Genomic DNA, 17,292 nt, shown 5'->3' with positions numbered 1-17,292 from the left:
AAATCCAACATTAAACTGTTTTAAAACAGTCATGTTGGATAGTATAAGTCGATATTCTAGCTTTAAACATTACCTAGTAACGCACTAATGTAAATACCTAAAGCGTATAATAAGCCGAATACTGTATTCATTTTACCTGTAGCTGCCATAGCCGGCATCATGCTAGCAGGCGTATCGTTCTTTTTGAAACGACGAATCGCTTTTATTGGCATAGGGAATGATAATAATACTAATAAGTAAAATAGTGAGCCACCTGGGACGAATAAAGCTATAAAGATAACGATGGCATAAGCGAGAATGTACATCGCTGCCATAAAAATAATTGAAGCACGTTTACCTAATAAGATAGGTAAAGTTTTACGTCCACTTGCTTTATCTTTAACGCGGTCACGAATATTATTTGCCATATTAATAAGACCAATCGTAATAACGATAGGAACACTAATCCAAACTACAAGCGCGTTTATATTGCCAGTTTGAATAAAGAAAGCAAGCAAAATAATAACCATACCCATAAATAGACCTGAGAATAATTCACCAAATGGTGTCCATGAAATTGGCATAGGTCCACCAGTGTACAAGTAACCAATAGCCATACATACAAGGCCTACTGGAATAATCCAGAATGAGCTATGTGCAGCTAAATAGATACCGAGTAAAGCGGCAATGACATAAAACGCTATTGCTAGATTCATGACAAGTTTAGGGCTCATACCATTTCTGACGATAGCGCCACCGATACCAACGGAAGTGTGGTCGTCTAAACCTTTTTTAAAGTCATAATATTCATTGAACATATTCGTTGCAGCTTGAATTAAAAGACATGCAATTAACATTGCTAATAGTAAGCTAAATTTAATATTATTTTGACTTCCTAATAAAAAAAGTTTAGCAGTTGCTGTACCCACTAACACGGGTACAACTGCAGCAGTTAGTGTATGAGGTCGCATTAAGTGCCAATATTTTCTAACAGTAGAATATTGTTGATATTGATCTGCCATAATTAATCTACCTCTTATAATATAAAGTTTTAACATATGTATTTTAAAGGAATAGGTTATAAAGGTCAAACTACGTGAAATATTTCATAATTTGATTAAGCAATTATGCCACTATAAATAAGTAAAAATGATACAATATTGTAATGAGTAAAAATAGATAATGAAAGAAGTGAAATGAATGGCTGCGAATTTAAAAGAAGGCGAAATTATTGAATCTATATATGAAAGTAATAAAAGTTGGGTCTCTGTTGAAGTAGTATTAGATAAAACATTGACGCCCGATGCGTTGTTTCATTTAACAGAAGACCAAGCTGGAGATCGTTTTTATTTTCGTTTAAATGATAATACGTCTTCGTTTTTCGGCTATCATGCTGTTCAAAAATTTAAAAATAATTTTGAGAATAAACAATCAATCTTTCGTGAGTGGGAAAAGTTTAAAAACGAAGTTGAGTTAATCCATCTTGAAACTAAAAAACATCATCTAAAAGTGATTGGCGGCTTCCAATTCTCAAGTCATAAATCAGATGATGAATGGCGTGAATTTGGTATTAACCACTTCGTTGTACCGGAAGTGTTAATCTCTTCAATTGATAATCAAACATTATTAACATATACAGTTGAACGAGCAAGTTTTGATATGGACCATTTTAAAGATGTTATTTCATATTTTGAAAATGCTGACATAGATGGCTCTAATCATGAAGAAACACTAGGAAACATTACCCGTATGGAAGATATTTATAAAGATGAATGGAAAGAACTCGTTGGTAATGCGATTGAACAACTTGATGAAAATAAGAAAATTGTACTTGCTCGACGTCGAATGATTAAGTTCGATAAGCCTATTAACATTCCGTATGTATTAAATCGAGCACTTCAAAATGAAAAAAACAGTTATCTCTTTATATTGGAGTCTAACGAGTCAGTCTTCTTCTCACAAACGCCTGAGCAATTGTTAAAAGTAGAAGATGGCGTATTGTCGACAAAAGCTGTAGCAGGAACTATTAAACGTTCGCACGACGAGGAAAAAGATCAAAAAAATATCGAAGCATTCTTACAAGATAAAAAGAATTTAGGAGAACATGACTTTGTGGTTCGCAGTATATTACATGATATTGAGCCGTATATTGAAGATGTAGACTATAATCAAACACCTAACATTCTTAAAAATGACCACTTGTACCATTTATATACTAAAATTCAAGGCAAACTAAAAAGTAATTCGTATATTGGATTAATAGATCAAATGCATCCAACGCCTGCTTTAGGTGGCTATCCAAAAGAAGAAGCGGTTAAATTTATCGAAGAAAATGAGTTTGGCACACGTGGTCTTTACGGTGCACCTGTAGGATATATTGACATGAACGATGATTGTGAATTTATTGTAGCGATTCGCTCTATGCTAATCAAACAGAATCAAACGACCCTTTTCGCGGGATGCGGTATTGTTAAAGATTCTGATCCAGAGAGCGAAGTTGCTGAAACAGCAGTTAAATTCTCGCCAATGATGAACGCATTAGGAGTAGTGGATAAGAATGAATCATAATGAAGTATTAACTAAACAAGTCTATACGTTCGCTTCAGAACTTTATGCATATGGAGTGCGCGAAGTAGTAATCAGCCCAGGGTCACGTTCGACTCCGCTAGCCATTGCTTTTGAAGCACACCCTAACATTACAACTTGGATTCATCCAGATGAACGTAGCGCCGCGTTCTTTGCTTTAGGCTTAATAAAAGGAAGCAATAGACCGGTAGCGATATTATGTACATCAGGTACGGCGGCAGCGAACTATACACCTGCGATTGCCGAAAGCCAAATTAGTCGAATCCCAATGATTGTATTAACGAGTGATCGTCCTCATGAGTTAAGAAGTGTAGGTGCGCCTCAAGCAATTAATCAAGTGAATATGTTTGAGAATTATGTTAAATTCCAATTCGATATGCCTGTAGCTGATGGCAGTGACCAAATGACAGAGGCTATTTATTATCAAATGCAAATTGCGAGTCAATATTTGTATGGACCGCATCGTGGGCCTATTCATTTCAACTTACCGTTTAGAGAACCGTTAACACCAGATCTTGAAAAAGTAGAATGGCTTACGTCTTATCACAAAACGTTGCCACATTATCAAAAAAACATTAATACCCAAGATATTAGCGCAATTTTAAAACAGAAAAAAGGGCTAATTATCGTAGGTGATATGCAACATCAAGCAGTGGATCAAATTCTAACTTATGCAACCATTCATGATTTGCCAATCTTGGCTGATCCTTTAAGTCAACTACGCAAATATAATCATCCAAATGTAATCACAACTTACGATTTATATTATCGTGCCGGCTTAGAGTTAGATGTTGATTTTATTATCCGTGTTGGTAAACCGGTTATTTCTAAAAAGTTGAACCAATGGCTTAAACGTACTAATGCATTTCAAATTCTTGTACAAAATAATGATAAGATTGATGTCTTTCCAACGCCACCAAGTATTTCCTACGAAATATCATCAAATGACTTCTTCAGAAATTTAATTGAAGAGCCAGCAATTAAACGTAAAGATTGGTTAGAAACGTGGCAAACATTAGAAACACAAGCACGCACTATCATCTCTAAACATATGTCACAAGCGACAGATGAAGCGGCTTATGTAAACTTATTAATTGATAAATTATCTAGTGAAGATGCTATATTTGTCAGCAATAGTATGCCTATTCGTGATATCGATAACTTACTTTTGGATAAAGAAATTGAAGTGTATGCTAACCGTGGCGCAAATGGAATTGATGGCGTAGTGTCTACGGCAATTGGCATGGCAGTGCATAAAAATATTACCTTATTGATTGGTGATTTAGCGTTTTATCATGATATGAATGGTTTATTGATGGCGAAATTAAATGATATCCATTTAAATATTGTGTTACTAAATAATGATGGTGGGGGGATTTTCTCTTATCTTCCTCAAAAATCATCAGCTGATGCTTACTTTGAAAGATTATTTGGTACGCCAACTGGTTTAAATTTTGAATATACGGCATTGCTTTATGATTTTACATTTAAACGTTTTAATACTGTAACAGATTTTGCGCATGAAAAATTATCACATATGAGTTCACGTATTTATGAAATAATAACTGACCGTGATGATAATTTGGAACAACATCAAATTTTATATAAGAAATTGAGTGGGATATTAAATGTTACATTATAATTTTCATCAATCTAATCAAGATACAACACAACTTTTAATATTATTACATGGCTTTATTAGTGATAGTCGTACGTATAATACTCACCTTGAAGCATTGTTAAAAGAAACCAATGTCTTAACGATTGATTTACCTGGACATGGGCAAGATACTACTTCAATGGACGTTACATGGGATTTCCCATTTTTAGCTAAAGAAATAGATGAGGTGTTAGCGCTTTATAAAGACTACCAATTGAATCTATTAGGCTATTCAATGGGCGGCCGTATAGCATTATATTATGCGTTACATGGTAAATATAAATTACAACATCTTATATTGGAAAGTACGTCTCCAGGTATTGAGAAGGAAGAAGACCGCATGGAACGCCAACAAGTTGATGCTGCAAGAGGTAAGGTATTAGACATCGCAGGTCTTGAAATATTCGTAAATGATTGGGAAAAGCTCCCGTTATTTTACACACAATATGATTTAGATAAAGATAAGAAAAAAGCGATTCGTGAGATGCGAATGTCTCAACAACCTCACAAATTAGCTAAGGCATTGCGTGAGTATGGCACAGGCCATATGCCTTCTTTATGGAATGAGATTCATGACATTCAGGTGCCTTGCCTCATTTTAGCGGGAGAATTAGATAAGAAATTTGTTAAAACAGCTCAGGCTATGGCTAAAGACATAAGTAATAGCCACGTGCACATCTTCTCTGAAGTTGGTCATACAATTCATGTGGAAGATGAAGCGGAATTTGATACAATAGTAATAGGTTTTTTAAAGGAGGAGCAAAATGACTAGACAGTGGGAAACACTTAGAGAATATGATGAAATTAAATATGAATACTTCGAAGGAATTGCAAAAGTAACAATCAACCGTCCAGAGGTGCGTAATGCGTTTACACCTAAGACAGTTGCTGAAATGATTGATGCATTTGGTCGTGCACGCGATGATCAAAATGTTTCAGTGATTATTTTAACAGGTGAAGGCGACAAAGCATTTTGTTCAGGCGGCGACCAAAAGAAACGTGGCCATGGCGGTTATGTAGGCGAAGACCAAATTCCTCGTTTGAATGTATTAGATTTACAACGTTTAATCCGTGTTATACCTAAACCAGTGATTGCAATGGTTAGAGGCTATGCTATCGGTGGCGGAAACGTGTTAAATGTAGTATGTGACTTAACAATTGCAGCTGATAATGCTATCTTTGGTCAAACAGGCCCTAAAGTAGGTTCATTTGATGCTGGTTATGGTTCAGGCTACTTAGCAAGAATCGTTGGACACAAAAAAGCACGTGAAATCTGGTACTTATGTCGTCAATACAATGCACAAGAAGCATTAGACATGGGCTTAGTTAATACTGTAGTACCTTTAGATCAAATTGAAGATGAAACAGTTAAATGGTGTCAAGATATCATGAAACATTCTCCAACAGCTTTACGTTTCTTAAAAGCTGCGATGAATGCTGATACTGACGGTTTAGCTGGTTTACAACAAATGGCTGGGGACGCTACATTACTTTACTATACAACGGATGAAGCTAAAGAAGGACGCGACGCATTTAAAGAAAAACGCGATCCAGACTTCGATCAATTTCCTAAATTCCCATAAGTAATCAATTAACATAAATAAAGACACTTGAACTAGAAGTATCAATCACTAAAGAGTGAGACATATACTTTCTTTCAAGTGTCTTTTTTCTTATATTTTATAAATGATAATTTTCTTTTAAAAATTGTTCTAAACGGCGCATACCTTCTTTTAAAACATCCATGTCATAGGCGTAAGAAATACGTACATATCCTTTACCAATATCCGTAAATGAAGAGCCTGGCACGATAGCCACATGTGCTTCTTCAAGGAGTTTGACGCAAAAGGCATAATCTTCTTCGGTATACTTTTTAATACTTGGGAAAATATAAAAAGCACCTTCAGGTTGAGCTTCTAATTCAAAACCTAATTCTAATAATTTATCTTTTAAATAATTGCGACGTTCAATATAAGCTTCATTCATATATTGTGGCGCATTTAATCCTTCAGTTAAAGCAGTAATACAAGCGATTTGGGCAGGAACATTAGCACAAATACAATTGTAGGCGTGCATGAATGTTAATTTTTCAATTAAATATTCTGGACCAATGAGGAAACCAATGCGGATACCTGTAGCCGAATGTGATTTACTCAAGCCACCAATTAATAATAATTGGTCACGTATTTCTTGATATTCTGCAAATGATGTATGTTGACCTTTAAATGTGTTTTCAGCATAAATTTCATCGCTAATGATAAAAATTTCTCTGTCTTTTAACTCATTAACTAGTGCCTCTACTTCTTCACGTTCTAGAATGACACCCGTAGGATTGGTAGGGTAGTTAAGTAAGATAGCCTTCGTCTTAGTTGTAATGTGTTGAGCTATTAACTCTGGTGTCACTTTGAAATTAGAGTTTGTAGTATCTATATAAATAGGCTGGCCACCTAATGTTTCAATTAAAGGGATATACCCTGCATAGATAGGCCCTGGGATTAAAATTTCATCACCTGGCTCAATGATACTACGCAAAGAGGTGTCTAATGCTTCACTTGCACCATTAGTCACAATAATTTCTTCTTCGCTATAGTAGAAACCATATTTATTTTTGAAATACTGGCTAATAGCTTGGCGTGTTTCAGGCAAGCCTTTATTATGAGAATAACTTGTTTTATCTTCTTGAATAGCATGAATATAAGCGTTTTTAACTACATCAGGCATCGGAAAGTCGGGCTGACCAATAGTTAAATTGACACAATCTTCAATATGCTTCATTTTATTTGAAAATTGCCGAATACTCGGCGCTCTTAAAAATTTCGAATTAGAATTTAATGATAATTTCATATTTACACCTCAATCAATACCCAAGCCTAAATAAAGTGAGATAAGGATGTTGTTAAACGGTATTTCATGATATAAATAATTTGTGCCTTATCTCATGTTCAGACTTATTTTTTAGAATATTCTTATAATAACACACTTTTACCTAAGATAAATGGGTATCTTTTTTGGTGGGAAATTTAAAAATTAACGTCTAAACTCAGATGGTTTCTTAAGATTAATAATTGGATTAGTCCATTTACAAACAAAATTAGTCGAAAGAAGATAAACAATTACAGCTGAGATAATAATTAAATATATATACGTCAGTACTGAAATGGTATCTTTAAATGGATAAATACCATGTCCTCTTACGAAACCTATAACTAAGCCATGTAATAGATAGACATACATTGTACGATTACCAATATAAGTATAGAAGCGCTTGTGATTGCTCATTAAAGCAAGAAATGCAAACATTCCCATTAATATCACCACATAGAGTAATAAACGTTTCAATGGGCTATAAACATCTTCATTGTTATGATTAAGCGATGTATACGGGCTACTACCTAGTAACCAGTCGGGGTTAATTGGATGAATGTAATAGCCGATAAAGAAAGCCACAAATATTAACACCGAAATAATACTCATTTTCTTATTACGCAAAATACGCGTATGCGATCTCGTCGTTAAATAACCTAGATAAAAAATAGGGAAGAATACAATAGTTCGAGAAATACTTAAGTATCCATCAATATTTTCAGAAAAACCAGCTAAAACTGAAATGATAATAGCGATTGGTAAGACATAGTAAGGTTTATAACGACGAATAATGACTAATATGACATGGAATGAGAAAAGCGTTAATAAGAACCATAGCGCAAAAACTGGATTTAATGGGTCCATTTGTATTGCATCACTTTTTCCCGTCATAAAATAATATACTGAGAAAAAGGCATAAAAAATGGCATAAGGTGCGATTAATTTTTTTGCAACATTTTCCAAATAATGGGGTTTATCTAAATGTTTCGCAAAGTAGCCCGAGATAAACAGGAATGTAGGCATATGAAAACTATAAATAACGAGATAAAGTGCAGACATATACTTACTTTCAGACGTATAGGGTTGAATCATGTGACCAAACACGACTAAAAATATAAGTATTGCCCGTGCATTATCAAAAAATAATCGCGCTTATTATCGATAGTCATACAATTGTCTCCTTTGTTAAATATTAACAATATATAACTTAGTACATCTTTACTTAGTAATGCAACAAATTAGGGTAATCTGTTGACTAACAGTTATAAACTTTCTTATAAGATTAAATTAATAATTTTAAGGGAAGAATAAAAGATAGTATAGGAGGTTTACATTATGAAAAAATACATAATCAATAGTATTCATTTACTTTTACCTATGATTGGTGGGAGCATTATTGGACGATTGACTGCTAATGATACTAAAAATGATTATCGTCAATTTAAGAAACTACCATTATCACCACCAGGTTATATCTTCCCAATCGTATGGCCTATTTTATATTTGTTAATGGGCGTTTCATTTGTATTGAGTATTATAAATAGTGGCAAACAAAGAGTTGTCACTATGACTCATTATTTACAATTGGCATTTAATTATTTGTGGTCACTATTGTACTTTAAAGAAAAATTAAGAGGCGTGGCGCTTATTGACAGTGTCATATTATTAATTTCTGTAATTATCAACGCTATAACAATGTTTAAAGCGAAACGACTTGCGGGTCTATTACAAATTCCGTATATTCTGTGGTCAGGTTACGCTAGTTACTTAAATACTGGAAATTGGTTATTAAATAAAGATAACCCAGAATATTTTAAAAAGTAGGAGAGAGACGCTAGCTAGTCTAGTGGCTAATATTCAACGTGAAATAACACTTAATACTCATTTGATTACAATTGTGACGATTTTTTGACAAAACATGACATATGAAAATTTCATAGTATAATAGTAATATCAATTAAAAACGTGGAGTAGAACAACTATGTACAATCAACTAGAAAAACTTATTACACTAACAAATAACGACTTAAGCTTAGTCAATAGACGCTTTGGTCAACGAACAGACATTACTAATGATCAATTAGAACTGTTAAGAATACTTTATAGCTATGATCGTCTATCACAGTATGATTTAACAATGAAGATGAGTAGGGAACAATCCATTGTTTCACGTTGGATTAAAAAATTAGTCCAAAAGGGCTACATCACAAGCCAACAATCACATGAGGATTTACGCTGTAAAGAGCTATGTCTCACTGATAAAGCACGTCATCTAATCAAACAAATTAACACTGCAAGATGTGAATTAATTGAAGCTAGATGCCAATGTTTATCACAAGAAGAAATTGAAAGTTTAAATCATTTATTAGACAAATTAAATAGTCGCCATATCTATATTTAGAAGAGAGCCCTATGAAATCGAACGATTATAACGATTTCATAGGGCATTTTTTGCATTTGATAGCGTATACTAAATTTGGTTTCAAAGTAGGAATAGCTTTGTTATTAGTTTAGTTACATTACAATTTATGTTTTATATAAGTAAAGACCAGTCTGAGCCACCTTAATAGGGCTTAGACTGGTCTTTTTTGTGAAAATCATTGTATTAAATTACTTTGTAAAACTTGGAATTTCAAAATATTTACCAACAGTTTTAATTTGATCATAAAGTTGTTTTAAATATTGTGCATTACTGTTAGCCCAATTAATATCTGTAGCGTATTGGTGAGTACCAGGATTATTTGGATTCCAACGCATTTTATAAAGCGTGTTTTGACCGGCTTTAATGTAATCCTGTCCAATAAATTTAGCGCCGCCGATAATTGCTTTTGAAATTGAATTCCAACCAGCTTTCTTAGCATAGCTAATTCCATTTGCTAATGGGTTACTATCGAAAGCTGCGATACCAAATACATTGTGATATTTAGTAGCAGACTTAGTATTAACAACATTATTAACAATATTAGCACCTTTAGCTAATTGAGATTGACCGTTACCTGTTTCAATTAAAGCATGTGCAATTAAGTATACTTCATTTATACCAGATGTTGCAGCCGCTTCACTAAATGCTTGTCCTTGATTTTCAAGTATGCCTTTACCTTTAAGTAACGTATTGATTTGTGCTACTGGCAGATTTTGCGGACGATCTAAACGTAAAAATTGATATTTTAACGCATCATCTTTAGCAATTTTTTGAGTGTCCATTGCATTTTTTATCTCGCTATAAGTAGCATTATGCCAATTATGGCCATCACGTTGAACTTGTGGTGGAGCGCCATATGCATTTTGTTGAATAGCAGTAGCTTGATCTAATGTTCTATGTGTTTTTGCTTGTTTCACTAATTGCTTTTTAAGATCTGAATCTTTAATCCATACATACTTACCATTACTTAGTTTGCCGTAATACCAAGTTTTACCATTGATTACTTTACGTTGTGTCACTTGGAAAATTTGTTCATTATACGCTTTCAATGCAGTTGCTTTAGCTGAAGTAGGGCTATCATAGTAAAAACCATTGTTACTATCGATAATAAATTCGTATTGATAGTCTTCAGCATTGTTAGCATCAGAGTTTGCCACTAAATCATTTTTAGCAATCCAACCAGCTTTACCATTAACAGTACCGAATAAGTATGTTGTGTTACCGATAACTACAGATTTAGAAACTTTGAATGGTTTATTAGCTAAGTCTTTATTATCTAAACGTTGTTGAGGAGTACCCCAAGCTACAGAATAAAGACCATTGTTTTTATGATTGACAGTATAAGTACCTGATGTTTTTTGTTCAGAACTTGAATTTTGAAGGTTTAAGTCTTTGACGTTATACCAACCTAAAGGTGTTTTTTTAGATGTGCTTTGTAATAAGACATACGTATTATCATCGATAGTTCTTTCTTTAGATACTTTGTAAGTTCTATTAGCGTATTTAGTCGCATGTTTACCAACTTTATCGTATACAGTTGCACGAATACCACTATTATTTGGTTTGACTTGAGCAATTTTAGATACTGTTTGTGTTGTTGGTTGCGCATTAGTCGCTTGAGCTCGAGTTGCCATTCTTAAGTTCATTTTAGGAGCTTGTTGAATATCACTTGAGTTAACCCAACCCCATACGTTATTTACAACGCCATGAAGATACGTTTCATTACCAACTTTAAGTTCATCGATAGCTTTTAACTGTTTACCGTCTGATGGAACTGACGCTTTTACTTGTTTACTGCTGCCCCAAGGTGTGTCATAAACATGAGCATTACCTTTAACATTATAATAAGTAACATCAGTCTTAGTTGGTGTTGTTGACTGTACTTTGATTTCTGAGGCAGGGACCCAACCACGTAATGTACCACCATTGAAGTCTGAGATTAAATAGTAGTTTTGATTATTTAAAGTCGCTTTTTTAGAAATCGAATATGTTTTGCCACCAATAGAAGCATTTGGTTTAGCTGTTTTATCATAAACAGTTGTATACGTACCTTTGTTTTTCGCAGATACTTGTCCTAAAGTATTTTTCACATTAGCAACACTAAATATATTTTCTGCTTTAGGAGTAGAAGTCGCAGCTTTAGTTAAATCTGATAAATAGGCTTTACTTACCCAACCATTGGTACCATTTACTGAACCATATAGATATGTTGCTTTACCAACTTGTTGAGATTTAGTTGCTTTGAAAGGTGATTTATTAGATTTAGAAACTGTTCCAGCAACTTGATTATAGTTACCCCAAGGCACTGTATATAAAGTAGAACCAGATTTAATATTATATGATTTATTCAATTTAACAGGTGATTTAACAGTGTTATAAACCGTTTCGCCTTGTTTAACCCAGCCATATAATTTGCCACTATTATAATCAGAAACTAAGTAATATTTATCTTTACCAAGTGTTGCTGATTTAGTAACAGCTAACGTGTTGTGAACTTGGTCTGTTGAATGTCCTTTGCTGTCGTAAACAGTAGTGTAAACGCCACTATTGTTTGACTTGATTTGAGCTAAACCACTGTTGGATTTAACAGATAATTTAGAGTTAGTATTAGTAGTTGTACTACCGCTACTATGACCACTACTATTACTGCCTGAGCCTTTGCCACTAGTTGAAGAACCACTCGTAGATGTATAACCCCATGGTGCTACTTGGCCAGTTTTAATTAAATATTTTTCATTAATTAAATCATATAATTCATTATAGCTATAATTATGAGATTGTAAGTAAGCATGTGGATCCGAATGGTCCGTACCGCCTAGATATTTACTAATAGCATAGTGTGTCCATACTGTACCTTGGCCGTCATTTTCAGCACTATTAGGTTTTAAGTTATAGTATTGTAATTGAGTTGCTGCATAGTCAGCATAGTTATTCATTGATTTAGCAAATGAAGCATAATCGTGAGTATGTACAATTTCTACATTAATGAAACGATTGTTTGCATTTGGACCAGCACCCCAAGATAGATAATCAGTAGGGGCAGTTTCAATAATACGATTGCCATCTACAAAAGCATGAACAAAGGCAGAGTTATAATTATTCTTCATATAACTAATCTCGCCGTTAATATTCGAGTTATCATTAGCAGTATCATGCACTACAATACCTTCAGGTTTACCTACGCCGTTGCGGTAACCATATTTAGGGAAGTAAGATGAATAATCTTCTTCGATTCTTGGCGCTTGGAATTTATTAGATCTAATATAATTGTTAATAGATGAATTAACCTGTGGTTTATATTTTGGTAATGCTGTTGTTTTCGCGTAACGGCTTACAGCACGAACTGAAGTATTAGGGCCGCCACCTTTACCACCTACAGCTCTAAAGCTAGTGCGACCAGTAGGTTTAGCAGAGCTAGCCGTTGAGCGTGTTGCATAAGTTGATGTTGCACGTGTTGTTGGTGCTTGTTTTTCAGCTTTAGCATTATGGTTAATTAGGTTTGAATCTACATTAGATTTAGCATGAGTTGTAGTATTCGTTGGCACTTTTGCTGTCTCGTTAGTCACTGAGTTATTTTTAGACTCAGGTTTTACGTTATTGTTATTAGTAGTAGTCACTGTTTCTGTGCGATTATCTTTTGATGAAGGAGCAACAGGATTAGTTTTAGCTACTGAAGTATTAGTATTTGTAGTTTCTTTACCTTGATTAGATGCGCGATCTTCATCATTATTTTGTGCTACAGTTGCTTGTTTTTCATTAGATTTTGAAGTTGCGTTCGTTGTTGTATTTTTATTTTGAGTTGCTTGTTGTTGATTGTCTGTAGCAGTATTATGATTTTCAGCTGAGAATGATTGAATATTTGACTGAGCTTTCTGTTCATTCTGCGCTGATGGAGTCGCTACAGATGCTTGCTCTTTATTAGTGTTAGTTTCAGACGCTTGTGTGTCTAAGTTAGCTTTATCTTGAGCATTATTATCACTAACTTCTGTGCTATCTTTTTTATCAGATTGAGCGTTGTACTGTGTAGAATTAGTTTCTACATTATTTTTATTTACTGTAGTTTCGTCTTGAGTAGAAGCATTTTCTGTTTGATTAGTAGCTTGGACGCTCTTATCATTCGTATTTGATGTTGATTCATTAGATGCAGTAGCTTGATGATTGTCTACTGCTACTTGATTATCATTTGAATTATTAGCGTTTGAATTAGCAGTTACCTCAGGTGTTTCTTGTGAAGAGGTAGTGTGATTTGAATTATTTAAATCATCTAACTTAGCATCATATGAATTCGTATTCGAAGCAACATTTGCTTTAACTTCTGAAGGGTGTTGATACGTTTGGACGCCAGAAACATTTTGAGCTGAGTTACTTACTTCTTTTTTTGCTTGTTCAGCAGTTTTCATACTTTCTTGATCGTCGATAATGTTCGTTGAATTGCTAGAGTTTTGGTTATTTTCTGCTGCGTGTGCTTGTTGAGTAGTAAATGCAGCTCCAAACAATGTTAATGCAATCATCGAAGGCAATTTAAAATTGAATTTTTTAGTCATATTGTTACTCCTCGCTAATATTATTACAATTTTATTATAGAGGTTAATACGAAATGAGTACTTAATTTAACTGTATTGTAAACTAACTTTAATTTTTTCTTACTAGAATTAAACAAATTCCACATATACTAAAGTTGTTAAAGTATAAAGTGTTTATATATATAATAAAGTTGGGTCACATATTTAAATTAATAATGATTTTTCTTCAAAGACAGAGCGTTAAATTACAAAAAGTTTATGCAAAAAGAATATATTTATGATTTAAATTGCTTTAAACATTTTGATGTGCTCTATATTTTCTTCTAAAAAAATCTCGCCAGTAGGGGTATATCCTAACTTGGTATAAAAACCTTGTGCCTGTACTTGAGCGTTTAAAATTAATTTTTGATAGCCTTTATCTTTAGCAAATTTTTCAATTTCTAACATAAGAGATTGACCATAGCCACCTTGTCTATGTGTTTTTAATATAGCCACACGTTCAACCTTTGCTCCATCTTCATAAGGGCGAAATCGTGCGCATGCAAAAGGAGTATGATGGTTATCATAGCCGATAATATGAATCGAATCTTCCTCATAAGAATCAAGCTCATTTTCAAGTGGTACACCTTGCTCTTTCACAAAAACTTCTTCTCGTATCTTAAAACATTCTGATAGCATATCTTTATTTTTAACTATTTCAAACATTTAATATCCCTCCTTAGTAAGTTTTAAAATTATAGCAAATTACTTTAATAAAAGCATGGAATTATAAATTTTTAATAGTGTAATCTGAAAAAAGGGATCAGTGACAGAAATCTAATGTAATTTCTAAGACTTCGTTGGTTGTATAAATTTTACATTAAAATACTTGAAAAAAATAAAAAATGGTAATTTCTATTTTATTTCAATAGAAATTACCATTTTTATTTAGTGAGACTGAGACATTAATCATTTGTGCGCTGGGAAACTAATATACGGTGTCCCAAAAGTAGGATTCTCGGCAGATACCGTCTCAATTCGACAAAATTTGAAAAGCAATTTTGCTCATCGCTCGGTTCTGCTCAAATCCTAAACACTTTTGTCCCAACCTCTTCTTCTAATAGAGCGAAAACGCTTGAATTTGAAATTAATTGTTTATTGCATTTTAAAATTATAGGGCTTCTTGTCTTACAATTGCACAATATTGCCAAAAGATTCTAAGTTGCGCTATATTCCAATTATTCATTCCCATTGTAAATCCTGATGGTCTGAATAAATTAACATCTGTAACTTCTAGTGCAGCAGCAATTAAATATTGTAGTGGAACACTAATATTTTGCATTGTCTCAGTAATACCATTTTCATCGTAAACCCAAGAGAAAGGTAAATCTGATTCAAAGACATCAACTTTATTAAAAATTTCTGGTAGTGCCACAATATAGCAGGCGCCACTTACAACTGGATTATTGGAATTTTCACCATAATATACTAATAATGCTTCATAATTCTCACGATGTTCATGGTTAACATAAAAGAACTCATTTCTAAATAACGCCATGTCTTGGCTATGAATGATTTGTTGCTCTAAAACGTTGAACATTCCATTAATGTTGGCAGCTTTTTCATATGTTTTACGTGACATTGAACGTGCTCCTTTCGCTTAGTATAACTGGTTAGGTTGATTTTGATTATTCATCATACTTGAATTGTTAAAGTCTTCGTTATTATTATATTGGTTATTTTGGTCGTTTTGATACTGCTCACTATTAGCATTTCCAGTACCATCTTGATTAGTTTGATCTTCAGATGTTGTACTTGCACCATTAGAGTTTGAAGCATTTTCATCCTCAGACTCGTCACCTTCATCTTCACTAGTTGAAGAATCGTTTTGATTATGTTTTAAAAGTGATTGGTCAAGTGGTGTTAATGGTACTAATGAACCATAGTGTTTAATCACTCGGTGATCTAGATATTCATTCTTATCTTTTATTTTAGATAGTCCTAAATCAGAACGCAATATATTTGAATATTTCATAATACTACTTACACTTGGATTATAGTAATAAATTTCATCTAAATAATCATTTTTACCTTTAAGCTGAGAAGTTTTAAACTCAATATCATCTGATAAATACATTGATGCTAATGATTTAATTTCATCAGTACTTAAGTTATGTTTGGCATTGTCGCCTACAATTTCTACTAGATTATCTAACTTATTATATGAATCTAAGCTTTTTGCTTTTTTGAAAAGTAGTTTAATTAAGTCCATTTGGCGTTCACCACGTTTAAGATCTGAGTCATGGTGACGTGTTCTTGCCACTGCTAATGCTTCATCTCCATTTAATTTTTGATAACCTTTTTTAATTTTAATTCTTCCGCTGTCATCCGTATTAGGTTCGTTTAAGTTATAAGGTACATCGTAATAAATGCCACCAAGTTCATCTACGGCTTTAACGAATGCTTCCATATTAACGCGCACATAGTAATCAACTGGCACATTAAGTGTAGCTTCTACAGAGTCCATAGCTGCAGTAGGGCCACCATAGGCATGAGCATGAGTAATCTTGTCGTAATAGCCAACCTTTGGAATATAGCTAATTGTATCTCGAGGAATACTTAGCAATCGTATTTGACGTTTCTCCGGGCTAAAGGTAGAAAGAATCATTGAATCAGTTCTTGAATGTTCTGTAGTTTGACCATTCTCACGACGGCCTTCATTGTCATCAATACCTAAAAATAAAATTGAAACTGCATCTTTAGAAGGGTCAACTTTGCCTTCTCTAATATTAGATTGACGCTTTGCATCAGATTTATCATATGATGCTTGCATCGCATTTTCAGAAGTATGGTATAAATTGATGATAAAAATTACAGGAATCACTATAAGAACTAGCGTTAATAACATCATAAAGTACTTTAAAAAACGGTTCATAGCTTGTGCTCCTATATTTAAAATATTGATTAGACTTTGAAATTTAAATAGAGTTTGAATTAAAATGTTTAGAATTTGAATATAAACGTTTAACGTTTCAAATACTTCTATTTTAAAATATCAGAATCGATTTTATCGTAATGTGCAGTATCTAATGGTTGTTGTAGTTAACTCTTAATTACAATTTGAAAGTACTATACTCTCATAGCCTTAAATTGTATTACTTTTTGTCGAAATACACAACTTTAATTCTAATACAAAGGGGCAGAGAATAAAATAGTACTAACTATGTATTTAAATGTTTTAAATTAATAAAATTATTCCCTTTATCGTACTAAAGGAT

The 17,292-nt window shown here is 33.3% G+C and carries 13 protein-coding genes; 6 read left to right on the top strand and 7 right to left on the bottom strand.

Annotated elements, in window-relative coordinates:
- Nucleotides 1–62: 62 nt before the first annotated feature.
- Complete coding sequence (locus tag FH144_RS03055; protein WP_242313604.1) at nucleotides 63–1,001, bottom strand: 1,4-dihydroxy-2-naphthoate polyprenyltransferase; 939 nt, start codon at nucleotides 999–1,001, stop codon at nucleotides 63–65.
- A gap of 178 nt (nucleotides 1,002–1,179) precedes the next feature.
- Here FH144_RS03055 and FH144_RS03050 point away from each other — a divergent pair, with 178 nt between their 5' ends.
- Genes FH144_RS03050 through menB form a run of 4 tightly spaced genes read left to right on the top strand, consistent with a single transcriptional unit; the run spans nucleotide 1,180 to nucleotide 5,808 of the window.
- Nucleotides 1,180–2,547: an isochorismate synthase gene (locus FH144_RS03050; protein WP_242313603.1), complete on the top strand. Its 1,368-nt coding sequence runs from the start codon at nucleotides 1,180–1,182 to the stop codon at nucleotides 2,545–2,547.
- Nucleotides 2,537–4,207, top strand: coding sequence for a 2-succinyl-5-enolpyruvyl-6-hydroxy-3-cyclohexene-1-carboxylic-acid synthase (menD, locus tag FH144_RS03045; protein WP_242313602.1), 1,671 nt, complete (start codon nucleotides 2,537–2,539; stop codon nucleotides 4,205–4,207). The genes FH144_RS03050 and menD overlap by 11 nt, the downstream gene beginning before the upstream one ends.
- The gene (gene menH, locus FH144_RS03040) at nucleotides 4,194–4,997 is read left to right on the top strand and encodes a 2-succinyl-6-hydroxy-2,4-cyclohexadiene-1-carboxylate synthase (protein ID WP_242313601.1); all 804 of its coding nucleotides are present in this window, start codon (nucleotides 4,194–4,196) and stop codon (nucleotides 4,995–4,997) included. The genes menD and menH overlap by 14 nt, the downstream gene beginning before the upstream one ends.
- Complete coding sequence (menB, locus tag FH144_RS03035; protein WP_198611129.1) at nucleotides 4,990–5,808, top strand: 1,4-dihydroxy-2-naphthoyl-CoA synthase; 819 nt, start codon at nucleotides 4,990–4,992, stop codon at nucleotides 5,806–5,808. Before menH ends, menB begins: the two co-directional genes overlap by 8 nt.
- 97 nt (nucleotides 5,809–5,905) lie before the next feature.
- On the opposite strand, the gene FH144_RS03030 is transcribed toward menB, so the two are convergent.
- Complete coding sequence (locus FH144_RS03030; protein WP_242313600.1) at nucleotides 5,906–7,069, bottom strand: aminotransferase class I/II-fold pyridoxal phosphate-dependent enzyme; 1,164 nt, start codon at nucleotides 7,067–7,069, stop codon at nucleotides 5,906–5,908.
- Between the two features lie 183 nt (nucleotides 7,070–7,252).
- Entirely contained in the window at nucleotides 7,253–8,212 is a 960-nt protein-coding gene (locus tag FH144_RS03025) for an acyltransferase family protein (RefSeq protein ID WP_242313681.1), read from the bottom strand.
- Nucleotides 8,213–8,425: 213 nt separating this feature from the next.
- On the opposite strand from FH144_RS03025, the gene FH144_RS03020 reads away from it, so the two are divergent.
- Both FH144_RS03020 and FH144_RS03015 read left to right on the top strand, forming a co-directional pair.
- Nucleotides 8,426–8,914: a TspO/MBR family protein gene (locus tag FH144_RS03020; protein ID WP_242313599.1), complete on the top strand. Its 489-nt coding sequence runs from the start codon at nucleotides 8,426–8,428 to the stop codon at nucleotides 8,912–8,914.
- 157 nt (nucleotides 8,915–9,071) lie between these two features.
- The gene (locus tag FH144_RS03015) at nucleotides 9,072–9,491 is read left to right on the top strand and encodes a MarR family transcriptional regulator (protein ID WP_107506867.1); all 420 of its coding nucleotides are present in this window, start codon (nucleotides 9,072–9,074) and stop codon (nucleotides 9,489–9,491) included.
- 209 nt (nucleotides 9,492–9,700) lie between these two features.
- On the opposite strand, the gene FH144_RS03010 is transcribed toward FH144_RS03015, so the two are convergent.
- The 4 genes from FH144_RS03010 to FH144_RS02995 all read right to left on the bottom strand — a co-directional run bounded on the left by FH144_RS03010 (nucleotide 9,701) and on the right by FH144_RS02995 (nucleotide 16,949).
- Entirely contained in the window at nucleotides 9,701–14,056 is a 4,356-nt protein-coding gene (locus tag FH144_RS03010; protein WP_242313598.1) for a glucosaminidase domain-containing protein, read from the bottom strand.
- Nucleotides 14,057–14,317: 261 nt separating this feature from the next.
- Nucleotides 14,318–14,740 (bottom strand): GNAT family N-acetyltransferase, encoded by a 423-nt coding sequence (locus FH144_RS03005; RefSeq protein WP_242313597.1) that lies wholly within the window; start codon nucleotides 14,738–14,740, stop codon nucleotides 14,318–14,320.
- A 445-nt stretch (nucleotides 14,741–15,185) separates the two neighbouring features.
- Nucleotides 15,186–15,656, bottom strand: coding sequence for a DUF2538 family protein (locus tag FH144_RS03000; protein WP_107506864.1), 471 nt, complete (start codon nucleotides 15,654–15,656; stop codon nucleotides 15,186–15,188).
- 18 nt (nucleotides 15,657–15,674) lie between these two features.
- On the bottom strand, nucleotides 15,675–16,949 hold the full coding sequence (locus tag FH144_RS02995) for an LCP family protein (protein WP_242313596.1): 1,275 nt from the start codon (nucleotides 16,947–16,949) through the stop codon (nucleotides 15,675–15,677).
- Nucleotides 16,950–17,292 lie beyond the last annotated feature (343 nt).

Origin of the sequence: Staphylococcus sp. acrmy, from assembly GCF_022690565.1 — a bacterium.
Taxonomy (GTDB): Bacteria; Bacillota; Bacilli; order Staphylococcales; family Staphylococcaceae; genus Staphylococcus; species Staphylococcus caledonicus.
This window is presented reverse-complemented; position numbering and strand designations above follow the sequence as displayed.